The sequence below is a fragment of the Streptomyces sp. NPDC088400 genome (assembly GCF_044753355.1).
Lineage (GTDB): Bacteria > Actinomycetota > Actinomycetes > Streptomycetales > Streptomycetaceae > Streptomyces.
This window is the reverse complement of the sequence record NZ_JBIVMZ010000019.1, coordinates 81,835-102,175: the sequence shown is the minus strand read 5'-3', so window position 1 is coordinate 102,175 and position 20,341 is coordinate 81,835. Positions and strand designations below refer to the sequence as shown.

The window sequence follows — 20,341 nt, the reverse complement described above, 5'->3', positions numbered from 1 at the left end:
CGTATTGCCCGGGTGTCAGCAGTGCCGACATCGGCCGGCACCGGCCCTCGGCCGACAGGTGAATCTTGGTGCTGAAGCCGCCACGGGAACGGCCTGAGCACTCGCCTGCCTGACCACCTCCGCCAGCCGGACGGACAGACTCCGCCACACCGGCCCCAGCCGCGTGCTGGTGAGCCCGCGCAGTGGTGGAGTCCACCGACACGTCCCAGTCGATCCCGTCGCAAGCGTCCTGCTCCGCCTGGACCCGCACCAGCAGCCGCTCCCACGTACCGTCGGCCGACCAGCGACGATGCCGCTTGTACACCGTCTCCCACGGCCCGAACCGTTCCGGCAGATCACGCCACTGAATGCCCGTCCGGACCCGGAACAGAACACCGTCGATCACCTTGCGGTGGTCACTCCAGCGACCACCACGACTCCCGCCGCGAGGCAAGAGCGGCTCAAGACGCTCCCACTCCGCGTTCGTCAACGCCCCTCGTCCAGTCACATGACCGAGCCTGGACCCGCACACCAAGCCCTGTCACCAGATCCGAGAAACAGAACCTAGCCCCAATGCCGGTGACTTTGCAACCTTCCGGAGCCCGCCAGTGAGGACTTCGCCGCAGGTCAAAGGCTCGCGCACGCTGGTAAGTCAGTGGCATTGCGGCTAGCCCAGGCGCCGCCCGAAGATCGCCCGCACCTGGCCCTGGGCAAAGGAGATCGTCCGTTTCCTCGGATCCTCACCCCGCCCCGCCTGACTGGGCCCTCGGCACGCACTTCTGCTGCCGGCAGTCCACCGGATCTGTGGAACCCGGCGCCGTCCGTGCCATAGCCGACCCGTGAAGCGCAAAGTACGAATACAGAAATTTCTCACACGATCGGGTGAGCCAGTTCGAGCTGCGGTCGGTGGGGTTCTTTCTGGTTTGCCATACTCGGTCGGGAGTGGTCGGCAAAGATCAAAGATTGGGGTACGAATAATGCCGGATGTCTTCGACCGAATCGAATGGAAGGTTCGGGACATTTTCGGGGAAGAGTCGGTCTGTGTGCATGTGGGAGATGTGAAGGAGTGTGAGATAAAGCGGCATCCCACTTACGCGAAGTTTCGTGCCGAGGCGATTTCGGCGGGAGTCCGGTCGGCTGCGAGTTCCCGTCTGTGGGAATCTATTATTGCCATGGGGAGATTGTGTGATCTGGACGGTAACGACACGTGGCGGTTGGTCATTCTCGACTGCATAGTTCCCTGTTTCCGGTCGACGTCCATGAAGATCTCCCGTGATTTCCGGGTCGATTGCGAAGAAATTCGGTCGGCCATGGTGGCAACCGCATTGGAAGTCTGGGCAGACACTGCAATGGGCGTTCCGCCGCGCCATGTCAGGGATCGAATGGTGAAGGCGGCTTTCGAGGTGGCCTGGAGGCACGGAAATGCCAACTTATCGGAGTACCCGAGTGACGACGTCGAAATATACTCCGGACCAGATGTGTCCGCTCAGGACTCCACGGTGAGGGCGTCATCGGTCATAGATTTCAACACCATTCGTGACCCGGCTTTTGCGGAACAGGTCAGGGGTGAGCGTTTCGGGTCACTGTTTCAGAGGCTGGGTTATTTTGACGCCGTGCGGGTTTTTCACGACGAAATTCGCGCCGGCCGCCGCTCGGGGTCGGTCGGCCAGGCGACGGCTTTGAGGCTGCCCCGATCCTGGATTTCCAACCCGAATCACTACTACTATGCCTCAGACCTTTACCCCTCGTTCATCGGGCTCCGGGAAGCCGCAAGCGTGATGGGGATCGCCGAATCTGCCGCCCACCGACTCATTAGGGCAGGGCAGTTCCCTTTCCCTGCGGCGAGGGCAGGGCGGAGCTACAAGGTCTCCGTCAAGGCTCTCATGCATTTTAAGGATATTCCGAATGCCATCGTTCATGTCGACGACGTTGAGAACGGTGCCCTCCATGCGGGCGGCGGCGTACGGTGAGCCATGACGCAGTCGACTGAATTCCGCTTTGCCGGCGAGACCCGCTCGGGGAGCGACACCTCCATGAAAGTCCGGTAAGCCTCCCAAGTGAGTCCTCCGAGAGCGCCAGCCCGTGGATGACGCTTGAGGCGATCGGGCGTCGGCCTGGGAGGGCTAGTGTCCTGAGTTTTAAGTTTCCTTGGCGTTGGGGTTATGGCGCGTCCGGGACTGAAGCTTGTGCCGTTGGATCTGACCGATGTGGAGCGGTCGGTGGTCGAGGGTTGGGTTCGGCGGCGTAAGTCGGCTCAGGACTTGGCGATGCGGGCTCGTGTGGTCCTGGCCTGTGATGGTGTCGGGGAGGACGGCTTTCCGGTGTCGACGCGTGTGGTGAAGGAGCGGGTCGGGGTGTCCCGCGACACTGTGTCGAAGTGGCGTAGGCGGTTCCTGGCGGACCGCTTGGACGGCCTGTCGGACGAGCCGCGTCCGGGCCGTCCTCGCACCGTGAAGGATGAGCAGGTCGCCGATCTGATCGCGCGGACGCTGGAGTCGAATCCGGAGAACGTCACTCACTGGTCGACGCGGTCGATGGCGAGGAGGACGGGACTGTCTCAGTCGACCGTTTCGCGGGTCTGGCGGGCGTTCGGGCTGCAGCCGCACCGCTTGGAGACGTTCAAGCTGTCCACGGACCCGTTCTTCGTCGACAAGGTCCACGACGTGGTGGGGCTGTATCTCGATCCGCCGGAGCGGGCGCTGGTGCTGTGTGTGGACGAGAAGTCGCAGATCCAGGCCCTGGACCGCTCCCAGCCGGTGGTGCCGATGATGCCCGGGGTGCCTGAGCGGTCCACCCCCGACTACGTCCGCGCCGGCACCACCACCCTGTTCGCCGCCTTCGACGCGGCGTCCGGAAAGGTGATCGGCTCGCTCGACCGCAGGCACCGGGCCGAGGAGTTCAGAAAGTTCCTGGGCAAACTCGACAAGGAGGTCCCCGCGCAGCTGGATGTCCATCTGGTCTGTGACAACTACGAGACCCACAAGACCGCGGAAGTGAAGAAGTGGCTGCTGGCCCATCCCCGGTTCCACATGCACTTCACACCCACCAGCTCGTCGTGGCTGAACCTGGTGGAGCGGTGGTTCGCCGAGCTGACGAACAAGCGGATACGACGAGGCGTCCACAAGTCGGTCCAGGCACTGGAGAAGGACATCCGCACCTGGATCGACTCATGGAACGAGGACCCCAAACCGTTTATCTGGACCAAGACCGCCGACCAGATCCTCGACTCACTCGCCTCGTACTGCCGACGAATTACCGACTCAGGACACTAGCCTTGATCTTTCGTGACGGTCCGTCGGTTCTTTCGGTGGGCCGTTTCGGTTGTTCGGGTCGGTGGTGGGCTCGTTGATGGCCCGGCTGTCGCGTCGGGTGGGCGCGGGGTTCCACGGGCCCGGCGGGGGTGGTGCTGCTCGCGGGGACGGGAACGTGCTGGTCAGCCGGGGTTCGGGAGGGCTTCGAGTCGTGCCAGGGCGTCTGTGGTCACGCCGGTCCCAGGGCCAGTGGCGTGCGAACCTCAGGTGCCGGCGGCGGGCAGTGGTGACGATCTGGGTGGCGACCGAGAAGAGGCGGAGCCGGAGGCGGCGAGGCTCCCACCTGCGGATTTCGCCGGTCAGGGTGAGCATTGGGCATCCAGGCCAGGAGATCGAGGGCGATCTGGACGATCTCCAGCCAGATCTGGTTCTGTGCGGTGTCGTGCAGGGGCAGGTTGCGCAGGCCGGTGGCGCGGGCGGCGCGGATGCGGTCCTTGGCTCTCGCGCGCTGGCGGTGCCGCAGTTCGAGTGCGGCAATCAGAATCCCGGTGGTGTTGGTGGCGAGCGCGGTGAGCCGCAGGCCGTCTGTGTCGGTGAAGCGCAACTGGGTGCCGGGGTGGGGTCGTTCCTTGCGGACGATCAGCCGCATTCCCTTCGGCCAGCCCTTCAGGCAGCCGCCGGACAATTCGGCGCCCCAGGCTCCGTCGCGGATCTCGCCGCCCGGCTCGACGGCCACCGTCCATGCGGCGGTCGGGACCTTGAGTACGGCCTGGTGGATTGGCGTCGGTGATGGGCATGCCGACCGAATACGAGAGCCACCGCCCGCGCCGGGCGAGCCAGGCGACGAACTCGCGGGTGCCGCCGCCGGAGTCGGTACGGATCAGCGTCTGGCGCCCGCGACGGTACTTCTTCGGCAGCTGGGCCAGGGCGAGTTGAGCCGTGGTGATGTGGTCGGCGGCGGTATTGCTGCCTGCGTTGCCCGGCCTGAGCAGGCCGGCCACCGGCTCACCGCTGCCGCCACTTCCGTAGTCGACGAACCCCGTCAGAGGATGGTGTCCGAAGGTCTTCTTCCAGGTCGCGGTGGCATCCTGCTTCTCGGAGTGGGCCGGCGCGAGCACCCCGTCCAGGTCCACGATCACCTGCCCCGCAGCATCCGGAGCCGCGGTCTTGGCCACGTTCCAGACACGCTCGCGGGCTTCGGCCCGCGCAGCCCGTATCACGGACAGGGCCTTCGACTCGGCGCCGGCGAGGGTGTCGATGAGGCGGGAGACCGTCGGGTCGGAGACCACCGGTCCGAACACGGCCGGCTCGGCCCGCAGCATCCCGACATCCGCGAGGCAGTCCCCGCCCACGGCGACCGCGAGGGCCAGGTCCAGCAGGAACTTCCCTGGATCGTGCACCGCCCGCGGACGTCGCCACGGCATCAGTGCCCTCGATATCGCCTGGTCCAGCCCAGCCTTGCGGGCGGTCTCGATCAGCAGTACGGCCCCGGCCTGGGACACCACCCCGTGGCCACCGCCCTCACGCGGACACGTGGACTGGATTGAGTGTGCACACTGATCACGACCTGTCCCGATCTTGCGGCCCCTCGTAATGCGTAGGTCTCGGGTTCGAATCCCGAAGGCGGCTCCGGAGAAACCCAGGACTCACTCGCTGTGACCTGGGGTTTTTCCTTTGCCTGATGCGTCGGCGTCGCCGACTGCCCGGTCGGTCAAAGAGCACACGTCAGTCCGGGCGCGGGCCCGCGTCTCTCACCACCTCGCGCAGCAGTGGGCGGCTCACGGCGCTCGCGCCTGCCAGTACCGCGGCCACGGCCAGGGCAATGACGATGCGCTTCATGAGGTGCGCCTCGGTTCGCGTTGCGGCCGGTCCCTAGCGGCTGCTCTTCTCAAAGCTTCCTCCCGCGCCTGACCACGCCGTCTTGGCACAACGGCTGGTTGAGAGGCCCCGCCTCGGCCGAAAGAACGAGGGGCGTTCGCCGGCCGTGTCATGCCGTTCGCCCACCGCGTCACGGGGCGACCCTACGCGTGAGCTTTGCCCTGTTATGGCTTCGCTGGTGATGCACAGGACGAGGCTGCTGGCCTGTCGAGCCGCGAACCGTACGTGGGAAAACGTCGTGCGGAAGTCGTCGTGTGGAGTCGTCGCCTTGCTCTGTTCGTACGGGTGTCCCCCTGTTCCCTCCTGTGCGCGGCGAATTGCGCCCATCTCCGGCAGTCGGCAGCACGGAGCCGCCGGTCGGTCAGTTGGCGGAGGAGTTGACGAACAGTTGGCGAACGGGTTGGCAGAGGAGTCGGGCGTACATGCTTCCGCGCTGTATCAACTGGAGAGGAACGGCGTGACGTCGCGTCGGTTGTGGATTGCCGCCGGTTTTGCCGTGGTCGGTGTCTCGGGTGCTCTCGTCCTTCCAGGGGCGTCCGGTGGCGGGCGGGGAGTGTCCGGTGCCGCCGTGGACGGGAAGCGTTCGGCGCCGGTGCGTGCGCACGTGCGGTCGGCCGGGCTGGAGAGTCGGGGGGACGGGCGCAGCGCCGTGCTCGCGCAGCGGGACACCGGGCGCTTCAGCATGCTGGGCGTGACGTGGAGGGACCCGGGTGCGCGAGTGGACGGCCGGGTCGAGGCCCGTACTCGTGCTGTGGCGCCGGGGCGTGGTCCCGCTGGCTGACGCTGGACGGTGACACCGGGCAGAGTGAGCGCGGGGCCGAGCGGGGAGGGACCGAGCCCGCGTGGGTGGGGCCTTCCGACGCTGTCGAGGTACGGGTCACCAGCGGCGGGAAGACGTCGGCGCGGCTGCCCGCGGGGCTCAGCCTGGCCATGATCGATCCGGGGCGGGGGAGTGCCGACCCGGGGCGGGGGAGTGCCTTGAGGATGGAGCCCGCCGCTTTCGCCGCCTCCGGTTCCGCTGCGTCCGCCCTCCAGGAATCCGGTTCGTCCGGGGGAACCGGGCCTGGTCTTGATCTCGGCCTCGGCCTCGGTCCCGCTGACGACAAGGGGGCCCCGGTGCTGGAAATCCCGGCGTTGGGAGCCACAGCACCGGAAGTTCCGGTACCGGGGACTCCGGCGTCGAAGGCCCCGGTACCGGCGAGCCCCGAGGGCGGCAGGCCGTCCGCATCCGCGCGCGCGGTGCCGCCCGCCTCACCCTCCGTACGGGGCGGGGCCGATACCGGATCCGCCGGTCACCGCGCGGCGGGCAGCACGTCCGCGCCTCGCCCGCCGATCACCGCACGGTCCGAGTGGGGCGCCGACGAGTCGATCAGTCCCGAGAAGCCCGGCTACCTGCCGGGTGGCAAGGTGAAGGCGGTGATCGTCCACCACACGGCCGAGAGCAACGACTACACCTGCGAGCAGGCCCCCGCCGTGGTGCGAGGGGTGTACGTGTACCACGTGAAGAAGCTGGGCTGGAAAGACATCGGCTACAACTTCCTCGTCGACAAGTGCGGCACGGTCTACGAGGGCCGCAAGGGCGGCGTCGACCGGCCGGTGACGGGCGCTCACGCCTACGGCTTCAACACCGAGACCACGGGCGTCTCCGTGCTCGGTACGTACGCCGCCGCCGCGCCGTCGAAGGCGGCCCTGGCCTCGGCCGCCCGTGTCGCCGCCTGGAAGCTCGGTCAGTACGGTGTCGACCCGGCCGGCACCATCACACTCACCGCCGGGGACCGAGGCCGCGACTACTTCGGCACGTCCTGGGCCAAGGGTGCCCGGAAATCCTTCCGGGCCATCCACGGACACCGTGACGGCTACAACACCCAGTGCCCGGGTAAAGCCCTCTACCGCAAACTGGCCACCGTCCGGTCCTGGGCGGCAGGCCCTGTGTCCGGTCTGGCCATCAAGTCCATCGGATCCGGCAAGGGCGCGGGGACGGGCGAGGGCACGCGTACGGGTACGGGCCGCGCCGGATCGACGTACTCCGCCGAGGACGGCATCGTCGTGAAGTGGTCGGCGACCACCCCGGCGGCGCTGATCGCCGAGAACGAACTGCTGGTCGACGGCGAGGTGGCCGCGATTGTCGGCGGCTCCGCGACGTCCGCGAAGGCGATGCTCTCTCCCGGCTCCCACAAGGTCGCTGTACGCGCCGTCCATCAGTCCGGCAGGACGGCGACCAGCGCTGCCACGACCGTCGTCGCTGAGTGATCCACCGCTCCCAGCCTTCGTGGCCCGATCCGCCTTCCTCCCTTCGTTGCTGGGTTGATGACCGGGTCGGCGTCGTCACTTCGCGTCGGAGTACCGCTCCACCGTCGCCGTCGTGAACGGAAACCGCACCGGTGTCTGCCCGAAGGCGATCCGCCCGGCCATCTCTCCGGCCGCGCGGATCGCCTCCACCACGGCCTCGGCCTCCTTCTCCGGGCAGTGCACGATCACTTCGTCGTGCTGGAAGAAGACCAGCTCCGCCCGCATCCCGGCGGTCGCCTGCCGCAGCGCGGCCAGCATCAGCAGGGCCCAGTCGGCCGCGCTGCCCTGTACGACGAAGTTGCGGGTGAAGCGGCCGCGTGCCCGGCTGTTCGACGAGGCGTAGCCCGGCGTGAACTCACCACCGCCCGAAGCCCGTTCGCCCGTACCTCCGCCTCCACCGGTGCCTCCGTACGCGCCCCCGCCCGTACTCCCGTCCTGGGATTCGCCTGTCCCGGACGGTATTTCCTGCGGGATGCCGGCCTCGTCGTCGTCCCCCGCCCCGGCCGCCCGCGGGCTCGTCCGGCCGAGCCAGGTCCGTACGAGCCTGCCCTCCTCGCCCGCGCGTGCCGCGTCGTCCACATACGCCACGGCCAGCGGGAACCTCCGGCGCAGCGCCGCCAGATTCTTCAGTCCGTCGCCGGAGGTCTGCCCGTAGATGGCCCCCAGCAGCGCGAGCTTCGCGTGGGCGCGGTCGCCGGAGAACGCCCGGTCGGACAGCGCCGTATACAGATCGCCGTCATGCCCGGCCACCTCCATCAGCCCCGGGTCACGGGAGATCGCGGCCAGTACTCGGGGCTCCATCTGGTCGGCGTCCGCCACCACCAGCCGCCAGCCCTCGTCGGCGACGACCGCGCGGCGGATCACCCGGGGGATCTGGAGCGCCCCGCCGCCATTGGTCGTCCAGCGGCCGGAGACCGTGCCGCCCGGCAGATACTCCGGCCGGAACCGCCCTTCCCGTACCCAGTCCTGGAGCCAACTCCAGCCGTGCGCCGTCCAGATGCGGTACAGCTTCTTGTACTGGATCAACGGCTCCACCGCCGGGTGGCTGATCTCCGCCAGCTCCCAGCGCCGGGTCGATCTCACCTTGATACCGGCCTGCGCGAAGGCCTTCACCACGTCCGCGGGCAGGTCGGGTCTGACCCGCCGCCCGAACGCCTCCGACACCTCGTCCGCCAGCTCGGCCAGTCGTCGCGGCTCGCCCCCGCCCGCATACCGCTCGCCCAGCAGCTCACCCAGCACCTCCCGGTGCACATCCGCCCGCCAGGGCAGCCCCGCGCGGTGCATCTCGGCGGCCACCAGCATCCCGGCCGACTCGGACGCGGTGAGCAGCCGCATCCGGCCGGGGTGTTCGGCGGCGGCATGCCGTCTCTGCTGCTCCTCGTACACCTCCAACAGGCCCTCGAACGGCACGTCCGCCCCCGCGTGCGGCTCGAACAGCGAGGACTGCGAGCCCGGTGCCGCCGAGCGCGGCGGCGGATCGGGCGGCACCGGTCCGTTCCGCAGCCGGGCCCAGGCGGCCGCCGCCGACCGGGGCTCGCCGAGCCGCCCTTCGTGGCCGAGCAGCAGCAGCTCCGCCGCCTCGATGTCGTAACACCGCTCGACCCGTACGCCCGCCGCGAGCAGGCGCGGATACACCTCGGCGGTGGAGCGCCACACCCACCGCCCGACCTCCGGCAGTCGCGTCCTGACCGCCGCGACGAGATCCGGCTCGCGCAGTACGGGCCCGGCCGGTCGGCCGTCCACGCCCAGCGGAGCGAGCAGCGCGCCACCGCCGTCAGCCGTGGCCAGAACCCATCGTTCGGTCATGATGCCGAGTCTCGCAGGAGGGTCTGACAACGCCCCGGGGACATGACCGGGACGCGCGCCAGGACGCGGCCTGACGCGGACCTGGTGAAGGCCTCGACGAACCGCCCGTGGCGCGGTTCGCCTGCGAAGCGATGGGCATCAGTGTCGAAGAGCATTCCTGGGCACAGGAGTGCGAAAGGAGTTCCACAGCTCATGATCCGAGGAGCAGGAGCAGGAGCAGGAGCAGGAGCAGGAGCAGGAGCCGGTGAAGGAGCAGGAGCAAGAGCCGGTGAAGGGGCTCTTGAAGGGGCTCTTGTATGAAGCGCGCCGCACAGGACGCTGCCGCACACGTCAACGTCACCGGCCGCGACGTCACCGACGGCCTCACGCGTTCCACGCTGCTGCTCATGGCCACCGCGACCGGCCTGTCCGTGGCGGGCAACTATTTCGCCCAGCCGCTCCTCGACATGATGGCCCGGCGGTTCGAGATGAGTTCCGGTACGGCCGCTCTCGTGGTGACCGTGAGCCAGATCGGTTACGTGTGCGGCCTGGTGCTGCTCGTACCGCTGGGCGACCTGCTGGAACGGCGCCGGCTCACCGTGACGCTGTGTGCCACCACGGCCGTCGGGCTCGCCTGTACCGCCGCCGCGCCGAACGTCCCCCTGCTGTTCGCCGGTCTCGCCGTGACGGGGCTGTGCTCGGTCGGCGCGCAGGTCATGGTGCCGTTCGCCGCGACCATGGCATCGCCTGACATGCGTGGCAGGGCGGTGGGCACCGTCATGGCCGGGCTGCTGCTGGGCATACTGCTGGCCAGAACAGCCGCGGGCGGCCTCGCCGAGCTCGGCGGATGGAGCACGGTCTACTGGGTCAACGCCGTGCTGATGCTGACGATGGCCCTGCTGCTGCGGCGCGTACTGCCGGCATTCCCCGCCGCCGGACGCGCCTCCTACCTCTCCGCGTTCCGCTCGATGGGACGGCTGTTGCGCGACCATCCGGTGCTGCGCTGGCGGACCCTGACCGGCGCGTCGAGCTTCGGCGCCTTCACGGTGATGTGGGTCTCGCTGACCTTCCTGCTGTCCGGACCGCCGTACGGCTGGTCCACCGCGGCCATCGGCCTGATGGGGCTGGCCGGCGCCGCTGGAGCCGCCGCGGCGTCGGTCGCGGGACGGCTGGCCGACCGGGGACTGGTGCACACCGTGACAGCCGGCGGCACGATCCTCCTGCTGGCCTCCTGGGCGATCCTTCTGGCCGGAGGACGACACGGGCTCGCCTGGCTGCTCGTCGGGGTCCTGGTACTGGACCTGGCGGTGCAGGCGGTGCACATCAGCAATCAGAACGTGGTGTACGCCCTCGACCCACCCGCGCGCAGCCGGCTGAACTCGCTCTACATGACCGCGTACTTCCTCGGGGGCGTCGCCGGCTCGGCGCTCATCTCCCTCGTCTGGGCCTACGCCGGGTGGACCGGGGCCTGCGCCCTGGGCGCCGTCTTCAGCGCCGTGGCCGTTCTCTCGTGCCTCGGGGAGAGGCTCGGACGCCGCGCCGCTGCGGCATGACACTCACGTCCTGTCCGGCCGATCTTGGACGGGTGCGCGGAGGCACACCTTTCGGGTGGACGGAACCGTTCGGAAGGCGGGCCGGACCGGGCACCGGGAAGATCGACTCAGGAGCTACGCCCGGAATCCGGGCCGGTCCACGCGGTTTCACGCTGTTTCGCGAAGTCGCGCGCCGTATGAGGCCGCGCGCCGTATGGAGGCTGGAATGCAAGCGATCGTTTTCGAGGAGTTCGGCGGCCCCGACGTACTGCACGTCAAGGAGGTCGAGGAGCCGCACCCCGGCCCCGGTCAGATCCGGGTGGCGGTACGGGCGGCGGGCGTCAACCCGTTGGACTACAAGATCCGCCGCGGATGGATGCAACAGGCCTTCGCCACGCCCCTGCCCGCCATCCCTGGTCTGGAATTCGCCGGGGTCGTGGACGAGACCGGCGAGGGAGTGACGGACGCCGCCGTCGGCGACGAGGTGCTGGGGTGGACCGCCACCGGCGCCTACGCCCCGTACGCCCTGGCGGAGACCCTCGTACCCAAACCGGCCTCCCTGGGGTGGGACGAGGCCGCGGCGATCCCGGTCGCGGGGGAGACCGCCCGGCGGGTGCTCGACGAGCTCGCGGTCCGGGACGGCGAGACCCTGCTGGTGCACGGCGCCGCGGGCTCGGTCGGTTCGATGGCCGTACAACTGGCGGTCGCCCGTGGAGCCATCGTGATCGGTACGGCGGCCCCGGCCAACCACGAGTACGTGCGCTCGCTGGGCGCGATCCCGGTGGCGTACGGGGACGGTCTGGTCGGACGCGTCCGCGCGGCCGCGCCCCAGAGGGTGGACGCGGTCTTCGACGTGGCGGGCAAGGGGGCGCTGCCCGACTCGATCGAATTGCGCGGCGGCACGACGGACCGGATCATCACCATCGCCGACCCGGACGCCGGGAAGTACGGGGTGCCCTACTCGTCGGGCGGCACGCTGGAGCAGAAGCGCTCAGGCCTGGCGGAGAACGTCCGCCTGGCTGCCGAGGGCGCGCTGCGCCTGAACATCGCGCGGGTCTTCCCCCTGGCGGAAGCGGCGGAGGCGCAGGCGACCAGCGAGGGCGGTCATGCGGGCGGGAAGCTCGTGATCACGCCGTGACGCCGTGACGACGTGACGGGTCGAGCTGATGCCTGATGCGCTGACACCGGATGCGCTGACGCCTGACGCCTGACGCCTGACGCCTGACGTGCTGAGCTGATGCCGTGACGCGCGGTGGCGGAGTCGATCGGCCACCACCGCGTACTCCGTCCACGTCCCCGGTCCACGTCCCCGTTCTACATCCCACCGCCCGCTTCCCCTCTGCCGTCCAGTTCGCGTATCACCCGCGCCGGGTTTCCCACCGCCAGCACGCCCGCCGGGAGGTCCTTCGTCACGACCGAACCCGCGCCGACCACCGTGTTCTCGCCGATCGTCACCCCCGGGCAGACGATCACCCCGCCACCCAGCCAGACGTTGTCGCCGATCGTCACCGGGGACGCCTTCTCCCAGCCCGCGCGGCGGCGTTCCGCATCGAGTTCGTGGGTGGGGGTGAGCAGTTGGACGTTCGGGCCGATCTGTACGTCGGAGCCGACGGTGATCGGCGCGGCGTCGAGGAAGACCGCGTTGAAGTTGACGAACGTACGGTCGCCGATGCTGATGTGGCTTCCGTAGTCGCACTGGAACGGCGGCCTGACGCGGACGTCCTCGCCCACCGAACCGAGCAGCTCCGCAAGGATTTTGGCGCGGTCGGCCGGTGCGGCGCCGCCGTTCGCGTTGTACGCCGCGCAGAGCGCGAAGCGGCGCTCGGTGTCGGTCCCCAGCTCCTCGTCGTCGGGGAGGTACCACTCGCCGGCCAGCATGCGTCGCTTGTTCTCGCCCACGGACGTCCTCTCCTCGGTCGGACGTCCACCGTAAACCCGGCGTCCCGCGCGGCAGTTCGATATCCACAGCCTGTGGACAAGTTTCGGGGCGCGGACCTGGGACCATCGAGAGCGCGGCAAGAAGTACATCAAGCGCGGCAAGAAGTACATCAGAGGAGGCACCCGCATGTTCGTGGAGCACACCGAGGGCGCGGCATGAGAGACGGTCGCGGTGGCAGCGCCGATGGCGATGGCGGCGACCGGGACGCCGCCGGTGAGGCTGTCCGTACCGTCGAGCGCGCCCTTGCCGCCGTGCTCTCCGCACGTCCCCCGCAGTCACCGCGAGGCGCCGCGGGGCTCGAAGGAGTCGATGCCGGCGCCTCTCTGCTCGCCGCCGACCCGGCGGCCGACGAGGAACTGCGGCGGCGCGGCGAGCAGTTCGTACGCCTGGCCTGGGAGCGCGGCTGGCAGCCGGCCGACGTCGTACGACTCGTACGACGCGACCTGGAGGACCATCACGTGCGGCTGACCGTCGAGCTGATCGCGGCGGAGGTGCGGCGGTACGAGCGGCTGCCGCCGCGCTGGGCCGCCCAGCTCGCCGAGCTCGGCGCCGACCCCGGGCCGGAACCGGGCGCGCGGCAAGGGGCGGGCCCCGCGCCCTACCGGGCCGACCGCTTCTCGTACGCCACCGCCGTACTGGAGCTGTACCTGCTGCTCATACGGCTGCCCGCGATCGAGTCCGTGGGGCCGGTGCCCGGTACGCCCGTACATCTGCCCGCCGCCGACGGCGAGCCGCGCATGCTCACCCGGATCCGCGCGCTGCTGGCCAAGGCGGAGGCCACGGGTTACCCGCAGGAGGCGGAGGCGCTCACCGCCAAGGCGCAGGAGCTGATGGCCCGGCACAGCATCGACGAGGCGCTGCTGGCCGGCCGGACGCACCGGGGCGATGTGCCCGGCGCGTGCCGGATCGGGGTGGACGCTCCGTACGAGACGGCGAAGGCGATCCTGCTCGATGCCGTCGCCTCGGCGAACCGCTGTCGCGCCGTCTGGAACAGCGCCTTCGGTTTCTCGACGGTCGTCGGCTTCGAGCCCGACCTGGAGGCGGTCGAGCTGCTCCACACGTCCCTGCTGGTGCAGGGAACCTCGGCGATGACCCGCGCGGAGGCGGCCCAGCGCGCGTCAGGGCGCAAGCGGACCAAGACCTTCCGGCAGTCGTTCCTGATGGCGTACGCCCACCGCATCGGCGAACGACTGGCCAGGGCGACGGAACAGGTCACCGAACAGGCCACGGAGCAAGCCGCCGAGGACGGCGCCGGGGGCGGCGGTGACGCGTTGCTGCCGGTGCTCGCGGCGCGGGATGTGGCGGTGGCCGACCGTACGGACCGGATGTTCCCCGAGACGGTGGCGACACGGGTGCGCGGGGTGACGGACGCCGAGGGCTGGACCCATGGCACCTCGGCCGCGGACGCGGCGCATGTGCCGGGCGGCTCGAGTACGGAGGACCGGCGCGGCCGAATCCGCCCGGCGGGCTGATCGCGCTCCTGAATCACCCGGTCTGCCCGGTTATGGCTAGGCTCGGTCCATGAGTTGGCTCCGGGCGCTGAAGGAGACCGCCCGCTCGGGGTTCACGATCGAGCGGCAGCGGCTCGAACCGTTTGTCGCACTGCGCGGGGCCGCCGGGCTCGCCGTCGTCGTCGGAGTCTCCCTCGCGCTGTTCGGGGCGACGGTTGCCGTCAGCGCGGCCTTCGGCGCGTTTCAGGCGGGCATCGCCACCCTTCAGCGCAGTTGGCGGCCCCGGCCGGTTCTCGCGCTGGCCTCCGGGGCGAGCCTGGCCGTCAGTACCTTCCTGGGTTACCTCACCGGCGCCCGTATCGTGCTGTTCCTCGTCCTGCTGGCCGTCTGGACCTTCCTCGCCGGTCTCGCCTGGGCGGCCGGGCCGACCGTCGGCATCATCGCGTCGTCCAATGTCGCGATCATGCTGGTGACGGTCACCCTTCCCACGTCCGTGGCGACCGCCGCCGAGCACGCCGCCGTGATCGCGACCGGGGGGCTCGTCCAGGCCGCGATGATCCTGCTCTTCCCGATCCGGCGCTGGGGCAGACAGCGGGACGCGCTGGCCGACGCCCTCGCCGCCGTGGCCGACTACGCCCGCCGGCTGCGGTACGACCCGGTCGCCCCGTTCGACCCCGAGCCGCTGATGACGGCGCGCAGCGCCGCGGCCGTCACCGAGTGGGAGGCCCGCCGCCGCCCCGCCGAACTGCACGGCGCTCGCGGGGTCACCGAGCGGATCAGGCCCGTGCTCGCCTCCCTCGCCGATCCGGCGGTGGGTGCCCCGTCCGAAGGGCCGGAACGGGACCGCGTACGGGAACTGCTCGCCGCCGCCGGCTCCGCCCTGGACTCGGCCGCCCGCGCCATCCGCCACGGTGAGCCCGTCCGCCTGGAACCGGCCACGCTCGGGCTGGTCAGCACCCCTGACACCAGCTCGGTCCTGACCGGCCCCGCCCGCCGCGCCGCCGCCCGGCTGGTCGCCCTGCTCGATGACGTCGTCGAGACGGCGAAGGGCTCGGGAAGCGAGACCCGGGCGGGGATCTCGCCCTGGCCCCGACGACGGCGACGGCGACAAGAGGACAAGGTCAAGGCCTGGCCGCCTCGCAAGGGAGAGGTCTCCGAGGCGGCCTCCGACGCGGCTTCCGACGCGGCTTCCGACGAAGCCTTCGACCAGGAGGCCCTCGCCCAGGCCCTCGCTCCGACTTTCGCCCCGACTTTCGCCCCGACCTTCGACAAGGCTCCCGACCAGGACCAGGACCAGGACCAGGACCAGGCCTCAGACCCGGACCGGGCCCCCGCCCCGGACCGGAGCCAAAGGCAGCAGGCCGCCTCCCACCGCGACCGCCCCAGCCTGCTGCGGCTCGTCCCGGTCGTCCTGCGCTCCGTCCGCAACGAGCTGAACCACGACTCCCCGATCCTGCGTCATGCCATCCGCGTCACGGCCGTCACCTCCGCCGGCTACGTCCTCGGCACAGCCCTTCCGTTCGGCCACGGCTACTGGGTGCCGATGACCGCCGTCATGACGATGCGCCCCGACTTCTCCCAGACGTACGGACGCGCCGTGGCCCGCATCGGCGCCACCCTCGTCGGCGTCGCCCTGGCCACCGGCATCGTGCAACTCGCCCACCCCGGCCGCGAAGTCCTCGTGCTCCTCGCCGTGCTCAGCGCGGCCCTGATGTATCTGCTGCTGCGCACCGGTTACGCGATCAGCCAGATCTTCGTCGCCGCCTACGTGGTCTTCCTGCTCGGCGTGGCGGGCACGGGCGTGACGCAGACCGTACGGGAGCGGGCCCTGCTCACCCTCCTCGGCGGCCTGCTCGCGATGATCGCGTACGCCGTCTATCCGGCCTGGGAGACCCCGCGCCTGCGCGCCCGGCTCGCCGACTGGCTGGTCGCGGACGGCCGTTACGCGGCCGCCGTCGTCGCCCACTACGCCGAGCCCGCGGACCGCGACAGCCCGGACGTACGCGAGGCGCTGCTGGAGACCCGTGAGGCCCGTGCCGCCTGGCACGAGGCCGAGGCGAGGGCCATTCACGAACCGGTGCGGCACCGCGGTCTTTCCCTCGTCGCAGCCGACGACGCCGAGCAGGCGCTCGCCCAGCTGTCACGGGTCGCGATGCTGATGGAGGCGCACCTTCCGGAACGCGGCACCACCCCCGTACCGGCGGCGGCCGACCTGGCCGAGGCACTGCGCGAGGCCACGGAACAGGGCGCGAAGGACATGCGGGAAGGCCGTGTCCCGCGCTGGGACCCGGTCCGTGAGGCACTGGCGCGCTGGGACGGCGAGGGCGTCCCCGACCAAGTCGTACGGAGTGGAGCGGGCCTGCTTCTCGACGCGCTGGAGGAACTGTCGGAAGGGCTGGACGAGGGCCTGGACGAAGAGCGGGAGGGGGAACGGAACGAAGAACGGGCCGAGGGGTGGGACGAGGAATGGGACGAGGAATGGGTCGAACGGCGGGACACGATCTAGGAGTTCAGAGCCGTAGCAGCCGTGGCAGCTGCGGAAACGACCGCGGGCCGCGGACCCGAGAAGGATCCGCGGCCCGCGCGCCGACACGGGTCCGTACGAGCTAGCGCCGCACAAATCCCCCTGGTCGGTCGACAGACCTAGCTACCAGGAGGATTTGCGCACTCCGGGAAGGAATCCGGCGTGGGCCTGTTCGCGCAGCCGGACTCTGGACAGCCCGAACTTCCGCAGATGGCCGCGCGGTCGGCCGTCCACGCTGTCCCGGTTCCGTACCCGCGTGGCGCTCGCGTCGCGCGGCTGGTTCCGCAACTCCCGCCGCGCCGCGATCCTCTGCTCGTCAGGTGTGCCGGGGCGGCGGAGGATCTCCTTCAGCTCGGCACGTCGCGCGGCGTACCGCTCGACGATCTCCTTGCGCCGCTCATTGCGGACGATCTTGCTCTTCTTCGCCATCAGACCCTCACCCCGCGAGTACGGATCCGGGCGACCGCCGCTTCGATGCCGATCGTGTCGATGGTCTTGATCGCTTTCGCGCTGAGGGTGAGCCGGACAAACCTGCCCTCGCTCGGGAGCCAGTAGCGCTTGCGCTGGACGTTGGGGTCGAAGCGGCGGGTGGTGCGCCGGTGCGAGTGGGAGATCTGGTTGCCGAAGCCGGGCTTGGCGCCGGTCAGCCGGCAGTGGGCGGACAATGTCACACGCTCCTCTCTTTGGAAATGGAAACCATTTCCATATACTAGCCTCATGGCCCGCAACGAACTACGCCCGATCATCAAGCTCCGGTCCACGGCGGGGACCGGCTTCACCTACGTGACCCGCAAGAACCGCCGCAACGACCCCAACCGCATGACGCTGCGCAAGTACGACCCGGTCGCGCGGCGGCACGTCGACTTCCGCGAAGAGCGCTGACCCCGGCAGCACCAACAGCACCAACAGCACCAACAGAAGCAGCAGAAGCAGCAGAAGCAGCAGAAGAGGCCTGAGATGAAGCCCGGAATCCATCCCGCGTACCGGCCCGTCGTCTTCCGCGACAAGGCCGCCGACTTCGCCTTCCTGACCCGCTCGACCGCGACCTCCGAGAAGACGGTCGTGTGGGAGGACGGCACCATCTACCCCGTCATCGATGTGGAGATCTCCTCGGTGAGCCACCCCTTCTACACGGGTACCGCCCGCGTCATGGACACCGCCGGCCGCGTGGAGCGCTTCGAGCGCCGGTACGGCCGCCGCCCCGAGGCTCGCTGATGGGTGGCATCAGCAATTCCTGGGGCATCGGCGCCACCGGCGCCACCGGCGCCACCGGCGCCACCGGCGCCACCGGCGCCACCGGCGCCACCGGCGCCACCGGCGCCACCGGCGACGATCACGACAGCAGGCTCCCCGTCGTGATCGTCGCCGGACTGCACTCCGAAGCCCGCGAGGCGGCCGTGCGCCACCTGCTCGCCACCGTGCCGGGCAGCGTCGCGCTCCACCACGACCTGTCCACGGCGGACCGGGGCACGGTCGTACGTACGGTCCGCGACGCCACCGAACTGATCTCCACGGGTGAGGCGCCGCTGGTCAACGACTGTGCCTGCTGCGCGCTGCGCGAGGATCTCGTACCCGAGCTGGAACGGCTCGCGGAGAGCGGCCTGACCCGGCTGGCCGTCGTCGAGCTCTGGGACTCGGTCGAGCCCCGGGCGATGGCCGAGGTCGTCGCGGCGCACGGCGAGGGGCTCGTCGTCAGTCAGGTGTTGACCGCCGTGGACCCGGCGCTGCTGCTGCCGTATCTCGGCAACGGCGACGACCTCGCCGACGCCGGGCTGGCGGCCGCGGCCTCCGACCAGCGGACGATCGCCGACACCTGGGCCAGGCAGCTGGAGTACGCGCCCGTACTCGCCGTGATCGACAACCCGCTCGCGGACGACGAGGACCGCGCGCTGCTGGCCCAGCTCCACCCGACCGCACGTCGGATACGGATCCCCGGCGAAGGCGCGTCCGTCGGCGACGGCGCGTCCGCCGGTGAACGCGCCGGAGCGCGTGTCGGCGAGCACGCCGGAGCACGTGCTGGGGAGTGCGCCGGGGAACTGGCCGCCGCCGCGTTCGCCGGCTTCGACGTCGAGGCCGCGGCCGCCCGTCAGCACCCGGCCTGCGCGCTCCTGCCGCAGGAGGCGGACGACCGCGGTGTCGGTACGTACGTCTGGCACCGCACCCGCCCCTTCCACCCGGAGCGGCTCTACCAGGCGCTGGAGGATCTGACCTGTGCCGCGGCCCGCAGCCGTGGCCGCTTCTGGCTCGCGGACCGGCCGGACACGCTGCTGGCCTGGGACGCGGCGGGCGGCGCGCTCTGCGTGGAGAGCGCGGGGCCCTGGCTGGCCTCGCTGCCGGACGCCGCCTGGGACGCGGTCCCGCCAGTGCGCCGCGCCGCCGTGGCCCTGGACTGGCATCCGCGACACGGCGACCGCTGCCAGCACCTGGTCTTCACCTCGCCCGGCCTGGACCGCGAAGGGGTCGAGCGGCTCCTCGACTCCTGCCTGCTGACCGACGCCGAGTACACCGCGGGCCGCGAGGCCTGGAAGCGGCTGCCGCCCGCCTTCGACTCCTTCCTGGAGGTCTGATGTCCACCCGCCGTGGCGACCGCAAGCCGCCCGCACCCCGCCCCAATCCGCTGGATCGCGCAGGCATCACCTATATCGACTACAAGGACACCGACCTGCTGCGGAAGTTCATCTCGGACCGCGGCAAAATCCGCAGCCGCCGGGTGACACGGGTGAATGCCCAGCAGCAGCGGCAGTTGGAGCGCGCGGTCAAGAACGCGCGCGAGATGGGCCTGCTGCCGTACCGCGCGGCCCCGCGCTGACTCCCGCCCCGCTCCCGCCCGCTCCCTTCCGCTTTTCTCCCGCCCCCTCCTGCTCTTTTCCGTGCGGAGGGGGCGGGGAGGGCGTGAGTGATAACCGACACAGGAGAGGGAGATTCGGCACTGGAGAGGGTCGGCAAGGGAGCCGAATGCCCTCGAAATACGTCTCCTTCTCAAGAAGCGCATGAGAACGCGAGGAAACCGGCCCGGAACCGGTCCGCGACCGGGTCGGTGCAGGTCGGAGCAGGTCTGGACAGTCCGTCTGACCGGCAGGTCTGTAATCGCGGGAACACCCCGCGTGCACGTGCATCTGCTCATGCAGCAGCACATGAACACAGCTATGATCCGAGACAGTTGAAACCTGCACCTTGCAACTCGGGGAGCGACCTGTGTACGACGTGTACAACGGCATAGCGGCCACAGAGCTTCACGGAGTCGTCTGGCAGAAGAGCAGGCACAGCAACTCCCAGGGCTCGTGTGTGGAGTTCGCCAAGCTGCCGGGCGGCGAGGTGGCGGTACGAAATTCACGCCACCCCGACGGTCCCGCGCTGGTTTACACCCCTGCCGAGATCGAATCCATGCTGATCGGAGTCAAGGCCGGTGAGTTCGACCACCTGACCGCCAGCTGACCACCTGACCACCTGACGGCGCATGGCCGACGGCTGTGTGCGCCGCCCGGCGGCGCACAGTTCCGACGGCGCGCCCATCACGGAGCGTGCGCGCAGCGTGCGCCCGGTGGCAGGAGGGCGCGCAAGTGCGCCTCGGGAGCGGTGAGTTTCAGTCAATCTCGCAAAGGTCATGGCTGGATAGGTACGGACCAGTAGGTGTCATACGTGCCCACCGCCACCGCGAAAGAGTGCGAATCAGCCAGTCGCCCGACGGGCCGGCGGGTGCCGGTTCGGCGCCG

At 70.0% G+C, this 20,341-nt stretch carries 17 protein-coding genes and 1 pseudogene; 12 read left to right on the top strand and 6 right to left on the bottom strand.

The window, feature by feature from the left end; all coding sequences use genetic code 11:
* A partial coding sequence (locus tag ACIQD6_RS33425; protein WP_401890045.1) for an IS5 family transposase occupies nucleotides 1–487 on the bottom strand: 487 nt, incomplete at its 3' end.
* 469 nt (nucleotides 488–956) lie between these two features.
* Between ACIQD6_RS33425 and ACIQD6_RS33420 the strand changes: the two genes are divergently transcribed.
* Both ACIQD6_RS33420 and ACIQD6_RS33415 read left to right on the top strand, forming a co-directional pair.
* Nucleotides 957–1,949: a helix-turn-helix domain-containing protein gene (locus ACIQD6_RS33420; RefSeq protein ID WP_401890043.1), complete on the top strand. Its 993-nt coding sequence runs from the start codon at nucleotides 957–959 to the stop codon at nucleotides 1,947–1,949.
* Nucleotides 1,950–2,141: 192 nt separating this feature from the next.
* Nucleotides 2,142–3,251 (top strand): IS630 family transposase, encoded by a 1,110-nt coding sequence (locus ACIQD6_RS33415; protein ID WP_401890041.1) that lies wholly within the window; start codon nucleotides 2,142–2,144, stop codon nucleotides 3,249–3,251.
* Nucleotides 3,252–3,412: 161 nt separating this feature from the next.
* Here the strand turns inward: ACIQD6_RS33415 and ACIQD6_RS33410 are convergent.
* Nucleotides 3,413–4,791, bottom strand: a pseudogene (locus tag ACIQD6_RS33410) (IS1380 family transposase).
* A gap of 1,163 nt (nucleotides 4,792–5,954) precedes the next feature.
* Here ACIQD6_RS33410 and ACIQD6_RS33405 point away from each other — a divergent pair.
* On the top strand, nucleotides 5,955–7,358 hold the full coding sequence (locus ACIQD6_RS33405) for an N-acetylmuramoyl-L-alanine amidase (RefSeq protein ID WP_401890038.1): 1,404 nt from the start codon (nucleotides 5,955–5,957) through the stop codon (nucleotides 7,356–7,358).
* Nucleotides 7,359–7,433: 75 nt separating this feature from the next.
* Here ACIQD6_RS33405 and ACIQD6_RS33400 read toward each other — a convergent pair whose 3' ends face one another.
* Nucleotides 7,434–9,203 (bottom strand): bifunctional 3'-5' exonuclease/DNA polymerase, encoded by a 1,770-nt coding sequence (locus ACIQD6_RS33400; protein ID WP_401890036.1) that lies wholly within the window; start codon nucleotides 9,201–9,203, stop codon nucleotides 7,434–7,436.
* Between the two features lie 296 nt (nucleotides 9,204–9,499).
* On the opposite strand from ACIQD6_RS33400, the gene ACIQD6_RS33395 reads away from it, so the two are divergent.
* Together ACIQD6_RS33395 and ACIQD6_RS33390 are read left to right on the top strand one after the other, a co-directional pair.
* Complete coding sequence (locus ACIQD6_RS33395; RefSeq protein WP_401890033.1) at nucleotides 9,500–10,735, top strand: MFS transporter; 1,236 nt, start codon at nucleotides 9,500–9,502, stop codon at nucleotides 10,733–10,735.
* Between the two features lie 205 nt (nucleotides 10,736–10,940).
* Nucleotides 10,941–11,852 carry an NADP-dependent oxidoreductase gene (locus tag ACIQD6_RS33390; protein WP_401890031.1) on the top strand — a complete coding sequence of 304 codons (912 nt, stop codon included), beginning with the start codon at nucleotides 10,941–10,943 and terminating at the stop codon, nucleotides 11,850–11,852.
* 176 nt (nucleotides 11,853–12,028) lie between these two features.
* On the opposite strand, the gene ACIQD6_RS33385 is transcribed toward ACIQD6_RS33390, so the two are convergent.
* Nucleotides 12,029–12,613 (bottom strand): sugar O-acetyltransferase, encoded by a 585-nt coding sequence (locus ACIQD6_RS33385; RefSeq protein ID WP_401890028.1) that lies wholly within the window; start codon nucleotides 12,611–12,613, stop codon nucleotides 12,029–12,031.
* A 195-nt stretch (nucleotides 12,614–12,808) separates the two neighbouring features.
* Between ACIQD6_RS33385 and ACIQD6_RS33380 the strand changes: the two genes are divergently transcribed.
* Nucleotides 12,809–14,125, top strand: coding sequence for a DUF2786 domain-containing protein (locus tag ACIQD6_RS33380; RefSeq protein ID WP_401890027.1), 1,317 nt, complete (start codon nucleotides 12,809–12,811; stop codon nucleotides 14,123–14,125).
* Nucleotides 14,126–14,174: 49 nt separating this feature from the next.
* Nucleotides 14,175–16,610 carry an FUSC family protein gene (locus tag ACIQD6_RS33375; RefSeq protein ID WP_401890024.1) on the top strand — a complete coding sequence of 812 codons (2,436 nt, stop codon included), beginning with the start codon at nucleotides 14,175–14,177 and terminating at the stop codon, nucleotides 16,608–16,610.
* A 141-nt stretch (nucleotides 16,611–16,751) separates the two neighbouring features.
* On the opposite strand, the gene rpsN is transcribed toward ACIQD6_RS33375, so the two are convergent.
* On the bottom strand, nucleotides 16,752–17,057 hold the full coding sequence (gene rpsN, locus ACIQD6_RS33370) for a 30S ribosomal protein S14 (RefSeq protein WP_401890021.1): 306 nt from the start codon (nucleotides 17,055–17,057) through the stop codon (nucleotides 16,752–16,754).
* Nucleotides 17,057–17,293 carry a 50S ribosomal protein L28 gene (gene rpmB, locus ACIQD6_RS33365; RefSeq protein WP_401890059.1) on the bottom strand — a complete coding sequence of 79 codons (237 nt, stop codon included), beginning with the start codon at nucleotides 17,291–17,293 and terminating at the stop codon, nucleotides 17,057–17,059. Before rpmB ends, rpsN begins: the two co-directional genes overlap by 1 nt.
* Before the next feature lie 52 nt (nucleotides 17,294–17,345).
* Between rpmB and rpmG the strand changes: the two genes are divergently transcribed.
* The 5 genes from rpmG to ACIQD6_RS33340 all read left to right on the top strand — a co-directional run bounded on the left by rpmG (nucleotide 17,346) and on the right by ACIQD6_RS33340 (nucleotide 20,063).
* Complete coding sequence (rpmG, locus tag ACIQD6_RS33360; RefSeq protein ID WP_401890019.1) at nucleotides 17,346–17,510, top strand: 50S ribosomal protein L33; 165 nt, start codon at nucleotides 17,346–17,348, stop codon at nucleotides 17,508–17,510.
* Nucleotides 17,511–17,585: 75 nt separating this feature from the next.
* A complete protein-coding gene (locus tag ACIQD6_RS33355; RefSeq protein WP_401890016.1) occupies nucleotides 17,586–17,843 on the top strand; it encodes a type B 50S ribosomal protein L31 in 258 nt (85 codons plus the stop codon).
* The gene (locus ACIQD6_RS33350) at nucleotides 17,843–19,195 is read left to right on the top strand and encodes a CobW family GTP-binding protein (RefSeq protein WP_401890014.1); all 1,353 of its coding nucleotides are present in this window, start codon (nucleotides 17,843–17,845) and stop codon (nucleotides 19,193–19,195) included. Before ACIQD6_RS33355 ends, ACIQD6_RS33350 begins: the two co-directional genes overlap by 1 nt.
* Nucleotides 19,195–19,437, top strand: a complete 243-nt coding sequence (gene rpsR, locus ACIQD6_RS33345; protein ID WP_401890012.1) for a 30S ribosomal protein S18 — start codon at nucleotides 19,195–19,197, stop codon at nucleotides 19,435–19,437. Before ACIQD6_RS33350 ends, rpsR begins: the two co-directional genes overlap by 1 nt.
* 386 nt (nucleotides 19,438–19,823) lie before the next feature.
* Nucleotides 19,824–20,063, top strand: a complete 240-nt coding sequence (locus tag ACIQD6_RS33340; RefSeq protein WP_401890009.1) for a DUF397 domain-containing protein — start codon at nucleotides 19,824–19,826, stop codon at nucleotides 20,061–20,063.
* The last annotated feature ends 278 nt before the right edge of the window (nucleotides 20,064–20,341 follow it).